We start from the raw sequence: 19,593 nt of genomic DNA, 5'->3' as shown, positions 1-19,593 counted from the left end.
GATTAGACTGATTCTTTCTCTACGGGCTGGCTTATGTCAGCCGTAATATGGACATTGCCGCATGACGATCGCTTATACCATTACCACCAGCGAGCCAGTGAACCAGCAGATTTACCGTTATCTGCGCAAAGATATCGTCACCTGTGTGATTCAACCCGGTTCGTTGCTCTCTGAGAAAGAAGTTTCTGCTCGCTTCAATGTTTCACGTCAGCCGGTACGTGAAGCTTTTATTAAGCTGGCAGAAGCCGGATTGGTACAGGTGCTGCCACAACGTGGCACCTTCGTGCGTAAGATTTCCGCTAAACGCGTAGCCGATGGGCGTTTCATCCGCGAAGCAGTGGAGATTGCGGTGGTTCGCCGTGCCGCAGTGGAGATCGCGTCGCCGGCTTTGATGGCGCTGGAACACAATTTGCAGTTGCAAAAAATGGCTGCTGAGCGGCATGACAGCCAGGCATTTCTTAGCCTGGATGATGAGTTTCACCGTTTAATTGCTGAGAGCATCAACTGCACGCTGGCGTGGGAAACGGTGGAAAATATCAAGGCGGCGATGGATCGGGTGCGCTTTTTAACCTTGAGTGAAGTTTCTCCCCGGAAAGTCTGATTGAGCAGCATCAGGAAATTTTCGCAGCGCTACAAGCTCATGATGCCGATGCCGCAGAAGCAGCGATGCGCCGCCATCTACAAGAGATGATTTTCTCGATAACGCCCATTGCCGAACGCAACAGTGAATGGTTTGAAGGGCCTTGAGTCGTTTGTCCCCTTATTCTTTTAAAGTGCGAGGCCGTTTGTCCCCCACCTCAATCCTCTGAAGTGCGAGGCCGTTTGTCCCCCACCTCGGTCCTCCCCATAAATGGGGGAGGAAGATGCTGCTTTATGTTAGTGATGAGACGGCATGTGGCAGCGTCTCCTTCCCGCTTCGCGGGGAAGGCCGGGATGGGGGACAGCGCGCAGAGATCGTTTGCCACCACCTCAATCCTCTGAAGTGCGAGGCCGTTTGTCCCCCACCTCAATCCTCCCCCATAAATGGGGGAGGAAGACGCTGCTTTATGTTAGTGATGAGACGGCATGTGGCAGCGTCTCCTTCCCCGCTTCGCGGGGGAAGGCCGGGATGGGGGGCAGCGCGCAGAGATCGTTTGCCACCACCTCAATCCTCTGAAGTGCGAGGCCGTTTGTCCCCCACCTCAATCCTCTGAAGTGCGAGGTCGTTTGCCCCCACCTCGGTCCTCCCCCATAAAATGGGGGAGGAAGATGCTGCTTTATGTTAGTGATGAGACGACATGTGGCAGCGTCTCCTTCCCGCTTCGCGGGGAAGGCCGGGATGGGGGCAGCGCGCAGAGGACTCACCTCTTACGCAATCGTCACCTCTTTTGACAGATAAACATCCTGCACTGCATTTATCAGCGCGACGCCATCCTTCAACGATTTCTTAAACGCCTTACGTCCCAGAATCAATCCCATGCCACCGGCACGTTTGTTAATAACGGCGGTACGCACTGATTCGGCAATATCTGTTTCACCCGCTGACGCGCCACCCGAATTGATCAACCCGGCGCGGCCCATATAGCAGTTTGCTAACTGATAACGCACCAAATCGATGGGATTTTCAGTAGTCAGCTTGGTGTAAACGCGCTCATCGGTATGACCAAATTTCACCGCGTTATAGCCGCCGTTGTTTTCCGCCATTTTCTGCTTAACGATGTCGGCACCAATCGTCGCCGCCAAATGGTTCGCCTGACCCGTTAAATCCGCACTGGAGTGATAATCCACACCATCCTTTTTGAAATCGTTATTGCGCAGGTAAGCCCACAATACTGTGACCAGGCCCAATTCATGTGCGCGCTCAAAAGCCGCAGAAATTTCTTCAATTTGGCGGCGTGATTGCTCTGAACCGAAGTAAATAGTCGCGCCAACCGCTACCGCGCCCATGTTGAACGCCTGATCGACGCTGGCATACAGCGTTTGATCGTATTGCGCCGGATAACTCAGCGTTTCGTTGTGGTTAAGCTTCATTAAAAATGGAATGCGGTGCGCATAACGACGCGATACGGAAGCCAATACACCGTAGGTTGATGCTACGCAATTACAGCCCGCTTCGATCGCCAGTTCAACAATGTTTTTGGGATCGAAATAGTGCGGATTAGCGGCAAACGAGGCGCCAGCTGAATGCTCCACACCCTGATCGACCGGCAGAATAGAGAGATAACCGGTTCCCGCCAGGCGACCGGTGTTATACAGCGTTTGCATATTGCGCAGTACCGCAGGAGAACGGTTGTTGTCGATCATTACCCGATCAACGAAATCCGCGCCTGGTAAATACAGGCTTTCCGCTGGAAGGGTCATGCAGCGATGTTGAAGAAGGGAATCCGCTTCTTTGCCCAATAACTGTACGATGTCCGTCATGTCAACTCCTGTTAGCTGTCGAGGGTGAACCGGCACCCGCCGATTCGACCCCCACAGCCTGGACCTTATTCACGCTATGACGCAAATTGCTGACTCCATTTTTCAGACGGATCCCCAGGAAAAAGCCCCGTTTTAGTCTCTCTCCTTACCACCATTGATGGAAGTGATGCACCGGCCCAATGCCTTTGCCCACTTCCAGTGAATCAGCGTGTAACAAGGCTTGCTGCAACCAGGCTTTGGCTTCCGTTAATGTCTCCTGCCAGTTTTGATGGCGCGGACGCAGCGCCGCTAGCGCCGCCGAAAGCGTACAACCGGTGCCATGTGTGTGACGCGTATTCACACGAGGTGCGGTAAAACGTTGCTGAGCTGAGCGCGTAATCAGCCAGTCCGGGCTTTCCTCATCGCTCAGGTGTCCCCCTTTCATCAGCACCGCCTGACAACCCAACGCCAGCAGCGCTTCACCCTGCGTCAGCATTTCATCTTCGTTGTGCGCAATTGCACAATTCAACAGCGCGGCGGCTTCTGGCAAATTCGGGGTAATCAGTGAAACCTGTGGCAATAACAGTTCACGCACGCTGGCAATCGCATCCGGTGAAAGCAGTGCATCGCCGCTCTTGGCCACCATCACCGTATCCAGCACGACAAAGGGTAAACTGGCTCGTTTCAGGCGCTGAGCCACGCGCTCCACAATCGCGGTTTCCGCTAACATGCCGATTTTCGCGCTATCGATGCGCACATCATCCAGCACTGAATCCAACTGCGCCGTGACAAAGTCAGGATCCACGCGGTAAACCGATTGCACGCCGCAGGTATTTTGCGCCACCAGCGCAGTAATAACGCTAGTGCCATAAGCGCCTAACGCAGAGAAAGCTTTGAGATCGGCCTGGATCCCGGCTCCGCCACTGGGATCGGTGCCGGCGATGGTTAAGGCGTTAATGCGCTTCATGCTGCCACCTCCAGCATCCATAACGCATCAAGGAACGCGGCGACAAAGGTGCCCGGCCCTTGCGCTTGCGCCGCCGCTTTTTCCCTGCCAGCGCCATCACCCGACATGCACAGGCAACGTTGAGCAAGCCATCGCCCGGCAGGCTGCTGAAAGCGGCAACTACCGCCGATAACGCGCAGCCCGTGCCGACTACGCGTGTCATCAGTGGACTACCGCCGGAAATGGTTAAGGTGCGTAAGCCATCAGTGGCGTAATCAACTTCGCCGGTGACGATCACAAGGGTGTGATAATCGTGAGCAAGCTGCTGAGCGGCTGCCACTGCGGCATCGGCCTGATGCAGACTATCAACGCCTCGCCCGCCCGCAGCTTGCTGTGCTAGCGCTAAAATTTCAGAGGCATTACCGCGAATAGCGGCGGGTTTTTGACTCAGCAATTGCTGGCAGAATGCGCTGCGTAACGTGAGCGCGCCCACCGCAACCGGATCAAGTGTCCATGGCGTGCCAGCTTGATTGGCGGCGGTAACGGCGGCTTGCATAGCGAGTTGACGATCCTGCGTTAAGGTGCCCACATTAATCAGCAACGCGTCGGCAAAACCGCTGAATTGCGCAGCTTCTTCAGGATCGATAACCATGGCAGGCGACGCGTTGAGCGCCAGCAGTACATTGGCCGTGAAGGTTTGCACGACATCATTGGTCATGCAATGAACCAGCGGCGCGTGTTGGCGAAATTGATGCAGGATACGCGCGACGTGCGCGTCAGAAAGGTGTTCAGGTTGATGTGTCATCATAACTCCCAACCGGCGAACAAGAAGGCAAATGCGGTCAGGCATCAGACTTCCCTACGCTGGCATTAATCCAGATCAGGTTCAAAGGGTATATCTCAGCCCAAAAGGCACCCCTAGTCATTGATAGATAAGCATATTTTGATAATGATTGCTCAATCACTCAGTGCAATCATAGGTGAGTTGATCCCAGCTTGTAAACCGCTTTGACCGCTTTGATAACGCGCAGAAGCCCTATACAAAAAATCCTCGCAGTGCGAGGATCAATCATTAAGGCGTTTTACTCTATTTTCTAACTGGCGAGTTAATCGCCGTACCAAACTCCGGTAAGGCTTCTCTTCACCATCAATAAATGTTTTGCAGGTTCTTAAGGCTACAAGTTGCGGAGTTATTTTGTAATGTGCTGCTAATCGGCTGATATTAATCAAGCTAACCAACATTCTGTCGTTGATTTTGTCGATGATAAGGCTATTGCCTTCGTCATCTTGAATATTAATCTTCGCCATTATGTTAGAAGTGGGTCTGTGATTTTAATTACGTCAACTGCAATGCCAGGAATTGTGAATGTTTGAACATTGGGTAAGATTTCACGTCTCTGTGTAATGATATTTCCTTCATCAAGTGGACTAACATATTGGAATGCACTTTTCATCGACGTATGAAAACGTAACTTGCTGTATGCATCAGAACCTGCAAAAACAATCCCACGGCGAAGGTTGCTATAGCGTCCTTTAGTTCCGTCGTTAACCTGCGATAAGAAACCATCAAATACCTCTAGAACGTCGATTGATGAATCTGTCAGGAGTTGGGGCTGAGGCCCCAGCTAATTTATGTATTAAAAAGACGATCCTAAATTTTATCTCAGCAAATGTAATTTATTTCCCTTGCCTCCCTACCTACCCCCTATCAGGCAATACTCACCAAACGCGTTGTGATGAGGTTAACCAAGTACTCTTTAGGGAGCGTGACTGAGCCTCTGGCAGAGCCTACCACCGTGCTAAAAGCTTTTGAAATTGTAATTAATACATTGTTAATTCTGATGATTTCTTTAAATCAGCAATAAAAACCTTATAATAAGATTGGTTTACTAATAAGGGATTAAAGCCAAATGGCAATCAACGGAAAGTTCATTCTTACAGGCGCACAATTCTCTCCCCTCATACTACCAGGTATAGGGCACTTTATGGCGTTTTCTGGCAATGATCAGTATCGCAACAATGCCGCATGTGCCGCTGTACCTTTTAAAGGGCCGATCCCGCTTGGTCGCTATCACATCGTGAAACGTCCTGTTAATGGGTTTAAGTCCATGCTGTACACAATGAGCCGTGAGGCTTGGACATGGCCAACGGATACCCCCGTAATTCACGCGGAATGGTTTGGACTATTTAGACAAGATTCATACGTTGATGACAAAACATTCATTGATGGCGTAGAAAGGGGGAATTTTAGATTGCATCCAATTGGTCCGGCAGGGATTTCTCAGGGATGTATAACATTACAGCACCGTAGTGACTTCATTAAAATAAGGCAGGCGCTAATGACTTATACATATGGAAATACAAACATCCCCGGAACACAATTGTATTCGTATGGAACAATTGAAGTAATCGACGGAGGAGTTTCCGGTGTGTGCTAAATCATCAGTGATTCCGAAGAAGACGCTATCCTTCGCCTTGATGTTTTTTTTATTTATGTGGTTGAACTATAGAATATTTATACCAGTAATTAAATCTAACACCTCGTGGTTTATTGATTTTACATCTGAATTAGGCTTTCACGATGCTGAAGGAGCATTTGGTCAAATGTTGGTGGCAATGTCTCTCATCGAAACAATACTAACTATGATTATATCTCTGTTTTTATTTAAGAAATATAAGAACCGGGCTTAGCCCAGTTTATTTTATCTTTCATTCCATGCATCAGAGTGCTGGATATTGCCATCAGTGTAACGCCAGGTCACTTTTTCATACATCATTGCAACCGATTCAACGTGATTAGTTTGCCCGCTGCTAGCTTTGATGTTTGCCATCCCCGGCAAAACAGAAACGATCTTCACGCCTTCGAAGAGCATATTGAAATATTCAACCTCTTGGCCTGCATCGCTAATGCGATACCATTTGATTTCGGCAGATTTGAGTGTTTGTCCCGTTGTCACAGCCTTGAAAAGATACGGGCTTGATGCATCGAATTCCTTCTCAAAACTGACAGGCATATGTGAACGAGTGGCGGTGATTTTGCCAGTGGTCGGGTCAACAGGAAGAGTTACACCGTGTGCAAAACCCTGCACTTCGATGCTGTTTTCACGTCCATGAACGTCAACAGAGCCTTTGATCAATGCGCCGCCATCGTCTTTAAGCCATAGGTAAGCTGGAATTGGCATATGTTACTTCGTCCTTTTATTGTTAGCCCTTTCCTGGTAGAAAGCGGCACCCCGAGTCATTGTTACGGCTTGCAGCATAAGGAAGCGTGAAAACTAAAGCAAGGTAGATAAATGTTATCTTGAAGCGTATCGCATGATCTCGATCAACCCTTTCCCCCTTAAAAACAGGCTTAATGCAGCGGGTTTAAAAACAAACGGAAATAATTTAATCAGAAATAGCTCATAACGGTAATTTAATTAAATCCCATTGCTATCTGAATTATAAATAATAAAGAACCTGCGCAAAACACAGAGCAAAAAGCACTTATTTCATGGAGTTAAGAACATAATAAAGACGGAACTTTATACTTTCAGGAAGTATGATGCGATTCTTAGCGTTTATTCCCCATCGGCACCGCTGGCACCAGATTAATATTACCCGTCAGGGTGCAGTTTCGCCTAATGGCCGAACTTATCTTTCTACTTATATTACTGCCAGCTGCAAAAGTTGCGGTGAGATGATCCATCGGATTTATTACCGCGATATCAGCGATGAACAAGCACGTCGCTGGTTGGGTTAGTTTTACCGTTCAAGGATAACGTGCCGACGCGTTACCTACCTTAAGCCATTCAGCAGGTTACACCTTCAGCGACAACCTGTTAGTCTTAAAACTATTGAGACACTTACCTTCAGTCGCCTATGTCTACCTTGTTGGATACGCTAAGTCATCAGATCTATTTGTCAGCCCCGCTGTTTGTACTCATTTTTATCGGTTTTTGTCTGACCCGCTTTGGTAAATGGCCTGCCAGCATCAGCGAGGGCATGAACCGCTTTGTGTTCAACGTCGCCCTGCCCTGCATGTTATTTCGCGTCATGAGCGATTTTTATAAAAGCCCACCGGTGGACTTTCGCCTGTTGCTGGCTTTTTCGGTAGCTGCTTGCTGGTGTTTATCGTTGGGCGTGCTCTCGCGACACGCTTATTTAAGCTAGATGGGGTTGCCGGTTCGGTGTTTGCACTCGGCGGCATTTTCTCAAATAACGTGATGCTGGGTATTCCCGTAGCAACGGCGCTGTTGGGAGCCGAAGCGCTGCCTTCGGTGGCGCTGGTATTGGTGTTTAACAGCCTGATTCTCTGGACGCTGCTCACCCTTTCTGTGGAATGGGCTAAGCACGGCAATTTATCCTTAAAAGGTTTAGGCCTTACCTTGATTAGCGTGCTGAAAAATCCGTTGATCATCGGCATTTTAAGCGGCACGATTTGGAGTTTTTTACAGCGCCCCCTGCCGTTAATTGCGGCGGAACCGCTACGCATGCTGGCCTCCATCGCCGCACCGCTCTCGCTGATCACGCTGGGCATGAGCCTGGCGCATTACCGGGTGCGTGAAGGATTAAAAGAGAGTTATACCATTTGTCTGCTGAAGCTGATTCTGCAACCGATGACGGTGTGGGCTATTGCGTGGTTAACTGATTTACCGCCGCTGGAGAGCAAAGTAGTGGTGTTGTTGGGTTCAATGGCGGTGGGTGTGAATGTTTATTTGATGTCGCAGAAGTTCAATGTCATTACCGGCCCGGCAGCGGCCAGCATGCTGTTTTCCACGATATTTGCAGCCATAACCACGCCGGTGTGGATGATGCTCATGTCGTTAGCGGGATACTAAAAAAACCCCAGAACAGAGGTTCCGGGGTTATTGCGTAGCGAGTGTGTTAATTACTCAGCTGATTGCGTACGAATTAAATAATCAAAAGCGCTGAGTGAGGCTTTGGCGCCTTCACCGCTGGCGATGATGATTTGCTTGTACGGTACGGTGGTGCAGTCACCCGCAGCAAACACGCCTTTCAGAGTGGTTTCGCATTTTGCGTCGATGATGATCTCGCCCATCTTGTTACGCTCAACCGCGCCTTCCAGCCATGGTGTGTTTGGCAGCAAACCAATCTGAACAAAGATACCGGACAGCGGCAGCTCATGCGTGGTCTGGTTGGTGCGGTCAATATATTGTAAACCGGTCACTTTACTGCCATCGCCTTTCACTTCCGTGGTCTGTGCATTCAGAATCACGTCAACATTTTTCAAGCTGCGCAGTTTATCCTGCAGCACCTGATCGGCGCGCATTTCACCAGCAAACTCCAACAGGGTGACGTGCTCAACAATACCTGCCAGATCAATTGCCGCTTCAACACCAGAGTTACCGCCGCCAATCACAGCTGTGCGTTTGCCTTTGAACAGTGGACCATCGCAGTGTGGGCAGTAAGTCACGCCTTTAGTGCGATATTCTTCTTCGCCCGGCACACCCATATTGCGCCAGCGTGCGCCGGTCGCCAGGATAATGCTGCGAGATTTCAGCACTGCACCAGACGCGGTTTCAATCGCATGCAAACCGCCTTCGACCGCAGCCGGGATCAGTTTGATGGCGCTCTGACTTTCAATCACATCAACGTTGTAATCATCAACGTGTGCGCGCAGTGAGCCCGCCAGTTTTGCACCTTCCGTTTTTGGTACGGAGATGTAGTTTTCGATATCAACGGTGTCGAGCACCTGACCACCAAAACGTTCACCCATCAAACCGGTGCGGATGCCTTTACGTGCGGAGTAAATCGCTGCCGCTGCGCCCGCTGGGCCGCTGCCGACGATCAGCACTTCGTAGGCTTCACGTTTGTTTAACTCTTCTGCCGCACGCTTATCCGCGTTGGTGTCTACTTTGCTGACAATCTCCGCCAGGCTCAAACGGCCCTGACCAAATTCTTTACCGTTCAGGTAAACCGCTGGCACGCCCATGATGTTGCGTTCCTGAATCTCGTTCTGGAACAGGCCACCGTCAATCGCGGTGTGGCTGATGCGCGGATTCAACACGGCCATCAGGTTCAGCGCCTGAACGACGTCAGGGCAGTTGTGGCAAGACAGCGAATAGTAAGTTTCGAAATGGAAGTCGCCATCCAGCTCAGTAACCTGATCTAACAGGCTCTGCGCTTCTTTGGATGGATGTCCACCGGTCTGCAGCAATGCCAGCACCAGTGAAGTAAATTCGTGGCCTAACGGCGAACCCGCAAAACGTGGACCGTGATTTGCGCCTGGATTAGTAATTAAAAATGAGGGTTTACGAACCTGACGATCGTTCTCTTCACGGAAGCTGACTTTCTCAGAAAGTCCCGCGATATCGACCAACAGATCACGAATCTCTGCTGATTTCGCGCCATCATCCAGTGTGGCAATCAACTCAACAGGCTTGGTTAATTTCTCAAGATAGGCCTTGAGTTGGGTTTTCAAATTTGTGTCGAGCATAGTGAGTTCCTGGTCAAAAAATCGGGTGCCGTAGCACCCGATGAGAGAAAGATCGAAGGGCTAAAGCGGGATTAGATTTTGCCAACCAGATCCAGAGATGGAGCCAGCGTTGCTTCGCCTTCTTTCCACTTAGCTGGGCACACTTCACCTGGGTGAGAAGCCACATACTGAGCCGCTTTAACTTTGCGAATCAGGTCAGATGCGTCACGGCCAATGCCTTCAGCAGTGATTTCGATTGCCTGAATGATGCCTTCTGGGTCAACGATGAAGGTACCACGATCGGCCAGACCTTCTGCTTCACGCATGATTTCGAAGTTGCGGGTCAGCGCGCCAGTTGGGTCGCCGATCATCGCATACTTGATTTTTGCGATGGTGTCAGAAGAACCGTGCCAGGCTTTGTGGGTAAAGTGGGTGTCGGTAGAAACAGAATAGATATCTACGCCCAGTTTCTGGAATTCTTCGTGATGATCAGCAACATCACCCAGTTCAGTTGGGCAAACGAAGGTGAAGTCAGCTGGATAGAAGAAGAAAACACTCCATTTACCTTCAACGTCTTTCTCGGTTACGTCGATGAATTCGCCGTTTTTGAATGCTGCGTTTTTAAACGGCTTAATTTTGGTATTGATAATAGACATGATGGCCTCCGTTAAAAGATGTGATGCACGTTACAGAATTTTTGGGCCAACATCTAATATGCAGTCGTTATCAATCAAATAAACGAAAGCTATCAAACGCCGATCTTATCAATCTTTACTCTACCTAATCCGCGTTGCAAAAGGCGGCAAGCGCGCGAACCTTAGGATTTGGCTCAAAGGGGATGCGTGCGAACAGCCAGCAGATCTGCAACGGGAAGTAAGACGAGTAAATGGCACCGCTGCGCAGTTTACACGTAATCTCGCTGTATTAACGCGGTTTATCATTTCTCAACTTAGCTGCTAGCTTTGTAGAAAAGATGTTTTTAGGAGCTGACTTGTGCACATTCGATTGTTTACTGAATCCGATCGCCCTTTCCTACGCACCCTCTTTTTAGCTTCACGCCGTGAAAACTGGCACTGGATTGATGGCAGCCATTGGAAGCTTGAGGATTTCGATGCAGTGATTATTGGCGAAACGATATTGGTCGCTGAGTTAGAGGGACATCGTGTGGGTTTTGCAGGATTGCTAGAGAACGATAACTTTCTGCACAGCCTGTATGTTGATCCCGATTATCAAGGACGTGGCGTCGGCAGCGCCTTACTGGAAGCGGTGCAAGCGCGCTTTACCTCAACGGGTGCATTGAAATGCTTGCAAATGAATAAAGCGGCGCAGGCATTTTACCTGCAACACGGCTGGCAAATGATTGCGCAGGGTGAAGGCGATCAGGGAAATATGTCTTGATGCATTATCCGCTGGCGTCAGCGTTCGCCAGCGGATCGGGCGTGGGTTAAATCGCGCGGAAGGCGATGTCGTCAGGAATGACGTCGCCTTGCCAGTAAAGCTGAGCGGCAACCCGCCCGGCTAACTGGCGATAGAGCGCAGTAAACTCACTCTCAGGGCGACGAATAACCGTGGGTTCACCGTCGTCCAAATCTTCACGCAGATTAATATGCAGCGGCAGCTGCGCCAGTAATCGCGTACCGTAATCTTCTGCCAGTTTTTCAGCGCCGCCGGTACCGAAAATCGGTTCGTGAAAGCCACAGTTACTGCAAATGTGAATGCTCATGTTTTCCACAATACCCAGCACCGGCACATTCACTTTTTCAAACATGACCAAGCCTTTGCGTGCGTCAATCAGCGCAATGTCTTGCGGCGTGGTCACTACCAGCGCACCCGTTACCGGAACATTTTGTGCCAGCGTGAGCTGAATATCACCGGTTCCTGGCGGCATATCCAGCACCAGGTAATCGAGTTCGGGCCACAACGTTTCGTTCAGCAGCTGCATCAGTGCCTTACTGGCCATCGGCCCGCGCCACACCATCGCGTTATCATCGGTGACCAGATAACCGATAGAGTTGGTGGCCAGGCCATGCGCCATAATCGGTGCCATGTGCGTGCCATCCGGCGAGGTTGGACGTTCATTTTCAGTGCCAAGCATGGTGGGCACGGAAGGACCATAAATATCAGCATCCAGAATACCCACGCGTGCGCCTTCTGCCGCGAGAGCCAGCGCCATATTGACAGCGGTACTGGATTTACCGACGCCGCCCTTGCCAGAACTGACGGCAACGATATTTTTTACCCCTTTTACACCCGCCTGACCTTTCACGCGCTTCAGAGTGGCAATATCGTGGTTGAGCCGCCAGTCAATGGCGCGCGTACCGGTTAAACGCAGCAGCTCAGAGCTGGTTTGCGCTTTCAGCTCCTCAAAGGCACTGGTCCAGGCAAAGGGCATAATCAGCTCGATATGCAGTTTGCCATCCAGCTGAGCAACATAGTGCAGCGCCTTGATCGCGGTAAGGTTGCGTTTGAGGGTTGGATGTTCAAAGCTGTTCAGCACGCCGACAACAACGGCGCGCAGAGCTTCAGGTGTATGCGGTTCTCGGGATTGTGATGTCATCCCCACTCCTTTTTCATTTTTCTAACGCTGTATTTCAGCGGTGTATTGTCAATACTATCAGAAGCCCACGATGATGAAGCGTACGCCGCTTGTGTTTACGCCGGAGTAGGCTTCGGTTAACATCTAAGCCCGTTTTTTCAATCAACAGAAAGCTACGCAAACTATGACTCAAGTCGCTAAAAAATTCTGGTAACGTGCGCACTGCCTTACGCGAACGGTTCAATCCATCTCGGCCACATGCTCGAGCATATCCAGGCAGACATTTGGGTGCGTTACCAACGAATGCGTGGCAATCAGGTTTATTTCATCTGCGCTGATGATGCGCACGGCACGCCAATTATGCTTAAAGCGCAGCAGCTTGGCATTGAGCCGGAGCAGATGATTGCTGAAATGAAACAAGAGCATGAAGCGGATTTCGCGGGTTTCAATGTCAGCTATGACAATTATCACTCGACGCATGGCGATGAAAACCGTCAGCTGTCAGAACTGATTTATGGCCGCCTGAAAGAGAACGGTTTCATTAAAAACCGCGTCATTTCTCAGCTTTACGATCCTGAAAAAGGCATGTTCCTGCCCGATCGCTTTGTAAAAGGCACCTGCCCGAATTGTAAGTCACCCGATCAGTATGGCGATAACTGCGAAGTTTGTGGCGCAACTTACAGCCCAACTGAGCTGATTGAGCCTAAATCGGTGGTTTCTGGTGCGACACCGGAAATGCGTGACTCTGAACATTTCTTTTTTGATCTGCCTTCGTTCAGCGAAATGCTGCAAGCCTGGACACGTTCCGGCGCGCTGCAAGAGCAGGTCGCTAATAAAATGCAGGAGTGGTTTGAGTCGGGCCTGCAACAGTGGGATATCTCCCGCGATGCGCCGTATTTCGGCTTTGAAATTCCCGATGCGCCGGGCAAATATTTCTACGTCTGGCTGGATGCGCCAATTGGTTACATGGGCTCATTCAAAAATCTGTGCGACAAGCGCGGCGACATCGACTTTGATGAGTTCTGGAAAAAGATTCCACCACTGAGCTCTATCACTTTATCGGTAAAGATATCGTTTACTTCCACAGCCTGTTCTGGCCAGCGATGCTGGAAGGCAGCAACTTCCGCAAGCCAAACAACCTGTTCGTTCACGGCTATGTGACCGTAAACGGTGCGAAGATGTCCAAATCACGCGGCACCTTCATCAAGGCCAGCACCTGGTTGCAACACCTTGATGCCGACAGCCTGCGTTATTACTACGCAGCGAAGCTCTCTTCCCGCATCGATGATATCGACCTGAATCTGGAAGATTTCGTTCAGCGCGTGAATGCTGACATCGTGAATAAAGTGGTGAATCTGGCTTCACGTAACGCGGGCTTTATCACCAAGCGTTTCGACGGCAAGCTCGCCAGCGAACTGGCCGATCCGGCGCTGTATCAAACTTTCCTGGATGCCTCAGAGAAAATTGGTGAAGCCTGGGCGAACCGCGAATTCAGCCGTGCTATCCGTGAGATTATGGCGCTGGCCGATATCGCCAACCGTTACGTTGACGAGCAGGCTCCTTGGGTGGTGGCTAAGCAGGAAGGCCGCGATGCTGACCTGCAGGCGATCTGTTCTATGGGCATCAACATGTTCCGCGTATTGATGACCTGGCTGAAGCCCGTGCTGCCATCGCTGAGCGAACGCACCGAAGCGTTCCTAAACTCAGCGCTAAGCTGGGATGCCATTCAGCAACCGCTGCTGGATCATCAGGTGGCACCGTTTAAAGCACTTTATAGCCGCATTGAAATGACCAAAGTAAATGGTCTGATTGAAGCGTCAAAAGAAGATGCTGCAGTCGCGAACAAACCTGCGGCCACCGGCCCGCTGGCCGATGCACCGATTGGTGATGCCATTACCATTGATGACTTCGCTAAAGTTGATATGCGTGTTGCGCTGATCGAGAAAGCTGAGCTGGTCGAAGGCTCTGACAAACTGCTGCGTCTGGAGTTGGATGTGGGCGGCGAGAAGCGTCAGATTTTCTCTGGCATTCGCGCAGCCTATCCCGATCCTTCGGTATTGGTCGGCAAAATGACCATCATCGTTGCCAACCTGGCACCGCGTAAAATGCGCTTTGGCATCTCAGAAGGCATGGTGCTTTCTGCGGGTCCTGGCGGCAAAGATCTGTTCGTGCTCTCTGTGGACAGCGGTGCAGTGCCAGGCATGCCGGTTAAGTAAGCTTTTTCACTCTCTCCCTCAGCGGGAGAGAGTGTTCTTCAAACCCGTCTTTCTCCTTTTATTCCAGTCAGTAACGCAACGTTTCCCCGCGTAAATGTGACCGCTAGCACGCTAAGCAGTTAATGCGTATGATGAAGTTCAGTAAAAACAGGAGCCTGTCATGCCCACCGTGCTGTCTGTCATCTGGCGCTACCTGCGCGCCTTCATCATCATTTATCTCTGTTTATATGCGGGAAATGGCATCGCGCTGTTACTGCCTATCACTATTCCCGGTAGCATCATTGGTATGCTGATCTTATTCGCCCTGCTGGCTTGTCGAATTTTGCCGGTAAAGTGGGTTAAACCCGGGTGTCATCTCATCATTCGTTATATGGCGCTGCTGTTTGTGCCGATCAGCGTAGGCGTAATGAGCTATACCGATATTTTGACCGAGCAGTTTGGGCCAATCGTGGTCTCCTGCGTCGTCAGCACTTTTCTGGTGTTAACGGTGGTGGGATTGAGCACACACAAACTGCATACGCGTCCTGTAAAGGAGCCGCGCGATGATTGATATTTGGTGGTCGCTGCCGCTGACCATCGCGGCCTTTTACATTGCACGTCGACTGGCTAAGCGATTGAAAATCTCATTGATCAATCCGCTGCTGGTCGCCATGGCGATTATCATCCCGATTCTGCTGCTGCTGCACATTCCTTACACCCGCTATTTTGCTGGCAGCCAGATCCTTAATCAGCTGTTGCAGCCTGCTGTTGTTGCGCTCGCGCTACCGCTGTATGAGCAAATGCATCAGATTCGTGCTCGCTGGAAATCAATTATCAGCGTCTGCTTTATCGGCAGCGTGACTGCCATGGTTTCCGGCACCGCAATTGCCTTATGGATGGGTGCAACACCTGAGATTGCCGCCACCATCATGCCTAAATCTGTCACCACGCCGATTGCGATGGCGGTTTCTGGCTCGCTGCAGGGTATTCCCGCCATCAGCGCTATCTGCGTGCTTATTGCCGGCGTTTTAGGGGCGGTGTTTGGCCACATGCTGCTTAACCTGCTGGGGGTTAAAACCAAGGCGGCGCGGGGGCTAGCGATTGGCAATGCTTCGCACGCGCTGGGTACTGCACGCAGCGCCGAGGTTGATTTTCAGGAAGGTGCTTTCAGTTCGTTGGCGCTGGTGATCTGCGGCATTATTACTTCGCTGCTTGCGCCCTTTCTCTTTCCGCTGATGATGCACTGGTTTGGCTAAAACTTTGCGAGAGATCTCGCAAAGTTGAAACAAGCAAACCAGGTTGCATTGTCAGAGCGACGAGGATCACATATAACCGTTATCCGGCACCTTTTCCTGATGATTTAAGAGGCTTTCATGCACCCACGTTTCCTCGCTGCTTTCGACGCGTTGCCGTCAACGCTGCAAACTGCGCTTCGCCCGATTTTGGATGATCCTGATTTTCACGCTGTGCTGACAGCCACACAGGTCGCCAATCTGCAACAGCAAACGCAACTGGATACCGATAACCTGGCGCTTGCGTTGTTACCGCTGGCGGCTGCCTGCGCGGTAGCCACAGTTTCGCATTTCAATGTCGGGGCTATTGCGCGCGGTATCAGCGGCAACTGGTATTTCGGTGCCAATATGGAGTTCGTCGGTGCGCCACTGCAACAAACCGTTCACGCTGAGCAGAGCGCAATCACCCATGCCTGGCTGCGCGGTGAGCGTCGGCTGGAAACCATCACCGTAAATTACACGCCATGTGGTCATTGCCGTCAGTTTATGAACGAATTGAACAGCGGCACCGCGATTCGTATCAGCCTGCCTCAACGCGCAATCAGCACGCTGGCCGATTACCTCCCCGATGCCTTTGGCCCACGCGATCTGGCGATCACAGAATTACTGATGGATGAAGTGGATCACGGCTACCGCGCAGAAGGTGATGCCTTGGTACAAGCTGCCGTTGCTGCTGCTAACGCCAGCCATGCGCCTTATAGCCAGTCTCACAGCGGTGTTGCGCTGATCACCGCATCAGGGCGAACCATTACTGGCCGTTATGCTGAAAATGCGGCGTTCAATCCAAGTCTGCCGCCGTTACAGGCCGCGTTGATCCTGCTGAACATGCACGGTGAAGCCTGCGATCAAGTAAAAAGCGCCGTTTTAGCGGAAGTGAAAGATGCCACGCTGAGTCAGTTTGCCGCGACACAAGCAACGCTTCAGGCGCTGGGCTGCAACGAACTGTTGCAGGTTGAATTGCACAAAGCATAACCTTTTGTCATACCGCCAGCAGTTTTGTGACCTTTTATTAACAAGTGCTGTACTTCTGCGGGAAAATTACTAGGATCTGGCGCCAGAATTCACGTTATAACAATTACCCAGATTGATTTGCGCTGCATTGCAGTACTGCCAAACGCGTCTGCCCTTGATAGTTTGCTTTGGTTATTCATTGAGATAAATAAGCGCGGCCAATGCATCAGCAGCCTGAATCAGGATGGGAAAAAACTGGCGTTACCTTTCCGGCGTCACGCCAGACACTACCGCAACCGGAGCATCATTGCATGGAACTCGACTACGAAAGTAAACGTCCGCTTTACATCCCTTACGCAGGCCCGATTTTACTGGAATTTCCCCTTCTGAATAAAGGCAGCGCCTTCTCTCTCGAAGAACGTAATGAATTTAACCTCAGAGGTTTGCTGCCTGAAGCGGTAGAAAGTATTGAAGAGCAAGCGCAGCGCGCCTGGCGTCAGTTCCAGGACTTCAAAAATAATAACGATAAGCACGTCTATCTGCGCAATATCCAGGACACCAACGAAACGCTGTTCTACCGCCTGCTGGATAATCATCTTGAAGAGATGATGCCGATCATCTATACCCCAACCGTCGGCGCCGCGTGCGAACACTTCTCAGAGATTTATCGTCGCGCGCGTGGCGTGTTCATCTCTTACCCGAACCGCGATCACATCGAAGACATGCTGCAAAACGCCACTAAACAGAACGTGAAAGTGATCGTGGTCACTGATGGCGAGCGCATTCTTGGCTTGGGCGATCAGGGTATCGGCGGCATGGGTATTCCAATTGGTAAGCTTTCGCTCTACACCGCTTGTGGCGGTATCTCTCCCGCTTACACCTTGCCGGTGGTGCTGGATGTCGGCACCAATAACCAGCAGTTGCTGAACGATCCGCTCTATATGGGCTGGCGTCATCCGCGCATTACCGGTGAAGAGTACGATGCGTTTGTGAATGACTTTATTCAGGCCGTTAAGCGCCGCTGGCCGAAAGTGCTGTTGCAGTTTGAAGATTTTGCGCAGAAGAACGCTATGCCGCTGCTGGAGCGTTATCGCGATGAAGTCTGCTGCTTCAACGATGACATTCAGGGCACCGCCGCCGTTACCGTCGGGACATTAATTGCCGCCAGCCGTGCTGCAGGCAGCCGTTTGTGCGAGCAAAAAGTGGTATTCCTGGGCGCAGGTTCAGCCGGTTGTGGTATCGCCGAGCAGATTATCGCTCAGATGAAATCAGAAGGATTAAGCGACGACGAAGCACGCGGCCGCGTCATGATGGTTGATCGCTTTGGTTTGTTAACGGATAAACTGCCTAACCTGCTCAACTTCCAGAGCAAGCTGGTGCAAAAGAGTGAAAACCTCAAAGGGTGGGACGTTACCAACGATGCTATTTCGCTGCTGGATGTGGTGCGCAATGCGCAGCCAGACATTCTGATTGGTGTTTCGGGTCAACCTGGCCTGTTTACCGAAGAAATTATTCGCGAGATGCACAAACATTGCGCGCGTCCTATCGTCATGCCGCTCTCCAACCCAACGTCACGCGTTGAAGCGACGCCTGCGGATATTATCGCCTGGACTGACGGGGCCGCGCTGGTCGCCACCGGTAGCCCGTTTTCACCGGTAAGCTGGAACGGCAAAACCTATCCGATTGCACAGTGTAATAACTCCTATATCTTCCCAGGTATCGGTTTAGGTGTGATTGCGTCAGGTGCCAGCCGCGTTACCGACACCATGTTGATGACCGCCAGCCGCGCCCTTGCAGATTGCTCACCGCTGGTGAATGACGGCGAAGGGCCGGTGCTGCCAGAAATCAAAGATATTCAGGGTGTGTCGAAAATCATCGCGATGGAAGTAGGCAAGGCCGCACAGCTCGCGGGCGTTGCTGTCGTCACGTCAGAAGATGTGCTGTCACTGGCTATTTCGAATAACTTTTGGCTGCCGCAGTATCGTCATTATCGTCGTACCTCAATTTAACGGCTTTAGTGCCGGGTCGAATCAGATCCGGCACTGCCTAATTTTGCATCAGCCAACCGGCGCAAACTTGCTTCCCCGATGTACCTCAAGTAGCCTTGACCCATCAAATTATCCTGACGTTGAGTGCCCACGCGCATGTTGAAACGCGTTTTCATTGGTCTGCTTTTCATCATCTTATTCATGGTGGGGACTGCTATTGGCCTCGATCGCTGGATTAGCTGGAAAACTGCTCCCTACATTTATGAGAATGTTTCGGCATTGCCGCATCGTCAGGTTGGTGTGGTATTAGGCACAGCCAAATATTATCGAACCGGCGTCATTAATCAGTATTACCTTTATCGCATGCAGGGTGCGCTCAATGCGTATAACAGCGGCAAAGTGAATTATCTGCTGCTGAGCGGGGATAACGCTTTACAGAGCTACAACGAGCCAATGACAATGCGCCGTGACTTAATCAAAGCGGGCGTCGATCCCGCTGACATCGTGCTGGATTATGCCGGTTTTCGTACTCTGGATTCGATTGTCCGTACTCGTAAAGTGTTTGATACCAATGACTTTATTATTATTACTCAACGCTTTCACTGTGAACGCGCACTGTTTATTGCGCTGCACTTAGGGATTCAGGCGCAATGTTATGCCGTGCCCTCGCCTAAAAATATGCTGAGCGTTCGCGCACGTGAGGTTGCGGCGCGGTTAGGCGCGTTAAGCGATCTGTTTATCATGAAGCGTGAACCGCGTTTCTTAGGCCCACTGGTGCCGATTCCGGCGGTGCGTGAAATACCTGAAGATGCGCAAAGCTATCCTGCCGTGACGCCGGAACAGCTGCTGGAACAAGAGCAAAAGCAGAAGCCAGCCAAATAAAAAAGC

14 protein-coding genes, 5 pseudogenes and 1 riboswitch are annotated in these 19,593 nt (G+C 51.0%); of the genes and pseudogenes, 11 read left to right on the top strand and 8 right to left on the bottom strand.

From position 1 onward, the window contains the following. Positions 1–61 precede the first annotated feature (61 nt). A pseudogene (locus tag KQP84_RS09515) lies at positions 62–747 on the top strand (GntR family transcriptional regulator). A gap of 600 nt (positions 748–1,347) precedes the next feature. On the opposite strand, the gene fbaB reads toward KQP84_RS09515, so the two are convergent. The 4 genes and pseudogenes from fbaB to KQP84_RS09495 all read right to left on the bottom strand — a co-directional run bounded on the left by fbaB (position 1,348) and on the right by KQP84_RS09495 (position 4,633). Continuing rightward, positions 1,348–2,400, bottom strand: a complete 1,053-nt coding sequence (gene fbaB, locus KQP84_RS09510; protein WP_215846217.1) for a class I fructose-bisphosphate aldolase — start codon at positions 2,398–2,400, stop codon at positions 1,348–1,350. A 145-nt stretch (positions 2,401–2,545) separates the two neighbouring features. Continuing rightward, complete coding sequence (gene thiD / locus KQP84_RS09505; protein WP_215846215.1) at positions 2,546–3,346, bottom strand: bifunctional hydroxymethylpyrimidine kinase/phosphomethylpyrimidine kinase; 801 nt, start codon at positions 3,344–3,346, stop codon at positions 2,546–2,548. Continuing rightward, a pseudogene (thiM, locus tag KQP84_RS09500) lies at positions 3,343–4,130 on the bottom strand (hydroxyethylthiazole kinase). Before thiM ends, thiD begins: the two are co-directional and overlap by 4 nt. A 34-nt stretch (positions 4,131–4,164) precedes the next feature. Next, positions 4,165–4,255: riboswitch (TPP riboswitch) on the bottom strand. Positions 4,256–4,390: 135 nt separating this feature from the next. Then, positions 4,391–4,633, bottom strand: a complete 243-nt coding sequence (locus KQP84_RS09495; protein ID WP_215846213.1) for a hypothetical protein — start codon at positions 4,631–4,633, stop codon at positions 4,391–4,393. A 602-nt stretch (positions 4,634–5,235) separates the two neighbouring features. Here KQP84_RS09495 and KQP84_RS09490 point away from each other — a divergent pair. Further along, positions 5,236–5,763, top strand: coding sequence for a DUF2778 domain-containing protein (locus KQP84_RS09490; RefSeq protein ID WP_215846211.1), 528 nt, complete (start codon positions 5,236–5,238; stop codon positions 5,761–5,763). 264 nt (positions 5,764–6,027) lie between these two features. Here KQP84_RS09490 and KQP84_RS09485 read toward each other — a convergent pair whose 3' ends face one another. Then, positions 6,028–6,507, bottom strand: a complete 480-nt coding sequence (locus tag KQP84_RS09485; protein WP_215846209.1) for an Hcp family type VI secretion system effector — start codon at positions 6,505–6,507, stop codon at positions 6,028–6,030. A gap of 362 nt (positions 6,508–6,869) precedes the next feature. On the opposite strand from KQP84_RS09485, the gene KQP84_RS09480 reads away from it, so the two are divergent. Then, the gene (locus KQP84_RS09480) at positions 6,870–7,067 is read left to right on the top strand and encodes a hypothetical protein (RefSeq protein WP_215848240.1); all 198 of its coding nucleotides are present in this window, start codon (positions 6,870–6,872) and stop codon (positions 7,065–7,067) included. A gap of 182 nt (positions 7,068–7,249) precedes the next feature. Then, positions 7,250–8,145 (top strand): annotated as a pseudogene (locus tag KQP84_RS09475) (AEC family transporter). A gap of 50 nt (positions 8,146–8,195) precedes the next feature. On the opposite strand, the gene ahpF reads toward KQP84_RS09475, so the two are convergent. Together ahpF and ahpC are read right to left on the bottom strand one after the other, a co-directional pair. Continuing rightward, the gene (gene ahpF / locus KQP84_RS09470; protein ID WP_215846208.1) at positions 8,196–9,764 is read right to left on the bottom strand and encodes an alkyl hydroperoxide reductase subunit F; all 1,569 of its coding nucleotides are present in this window, start codon (positions 9,762–9,764) and stop codon (positions 8,196–8,198) included. A 71-nt stretch (positions 9,765–9,835) separates the two neighbouring features. Further along, on the bottom strand, positions 9,836–10,399 hold the full coding sequence (gene ahpC / locus KQP84_RS09465) for an alkyl hydroperoxide reductase subunit C (protein WP_215846206.1): 564 nt from the start codon (positions 10,397–10,399) through the stop codon (positions 9,836–9,838). Positions 10,400–10,736: 337 nt separating this feature from the next. Between ahpC and KQP84_RS09460 the strand changes: the two are divergent. Beyond that, positions 10,737–11,191: pseudogene (locus KQP84_RS09460) on the top strand (GNAT family N-acetyltransferase). Here KQP84_RS09460 and apbC read toward each other — a convergent pair. After that, positions 11,188–12,300 carry an iron-sulfur cluster carrier protein ApbC gene (gene apbC, locus KQP84_RS09455; protein WP_215846205.1) on the bottom strand — a complete coding sequence of 371 codons (1,113 nt, stop codon included), beginning with the start codon at positions 12,298–12,300 and terminating at the stop codon, positions 11,188–11,190. The pseudogene KQP84_RS09460 and the gene apbC overlap by 4 nt on opposite strands. A gap of 163 nt (positions 12,301–12,463) precedes the next feature. Between apbC and metG the strand changes: the two are divergent. From metG to sanA, 6 genes and pseudogenes are all read left to right on the top strand, one after another. Beyond that, positions 12,464–14,495 (top strand): annotated as a pseudogene (gene metG, locus KQP84_RS09450) (methionine--tRNA ligase). A 160-nt stretch (positions 14,496–14,655) separates the two neighbouring features. Then, positions 14,656–15,045, top strand: coding sequence for a CidA/LrgA family protein (locus KQP84_RS09445; RefSeq protein WP_215846204.1), 390 nt, complete (start codon positions 14,656–14,658; stop codon positions 15,043–15,045). Then, positions 15,038–15,730: a CidB/LrgB family autolysis modulator gene (locus KQP84_RS09440; RefSeq protein ID WP_215846203.1), complete on the top strand. Its 693-nt coding sequence runs from the start codon at positions 15,038–15,040 to the stop codon at positions 15,728–15,730. The genes KQP84_RS09445 and KQP84_RS09440 overlap by 8 nt, the downstream gene beginning before the upstream one ends. A 117-nt stretch (positions 15,731–15,847) precedes the next feature. Then, a complete protein-coding gene (cdd, locus tag KQP84_RS09435) occupies positions 15,848–16,738 on the top strand; it encodes a cytidine deaminase (RefSeq protein ID WP_215846202.1) in 891 nt (296 codons plus the stop codon). A 290-nt stretch (positions 16,739–17,028) separates the two neighbouring features. Further along, entirely contained in the window at positions 17,029–18,726 is a 1,698-nt protein-coding gene (locus tag KQP84_RS09430; RefSeq protein ID WP_215846201.1) for an NAD-dependent malic enzyme, read from the top strand. Between the two features lie 135 nt (positions 18,727–18,861). Beyond that, positions 18,862–19,587: an outer membrane permeability protein SanA gene (gene sanA, locus KQP84_RS09425; protein WP_215846200.1), complete on the top strand. Its 726-nt coding sequence runs from the start codon at positions 18,862–18,864 to the stop codon at positions 19,585–19,587. Positions 19,588–19,593 lie beyond the last annotated feature (6 nt).

Source organism: Candidatus Pantoea bituminis, assembly GCF_018842675.1.
GTDB classification, from domain to species: domain Bacteria; phylum Pseudomonadota; class Gammaproteobacteria; order Enterobacterales; family Enterobacteriaceae; genus Pantoea; species Pantoea phytostimulans.
This window is presented reverse-complemented; position numbering and strand designations above follow the sequence as displayed.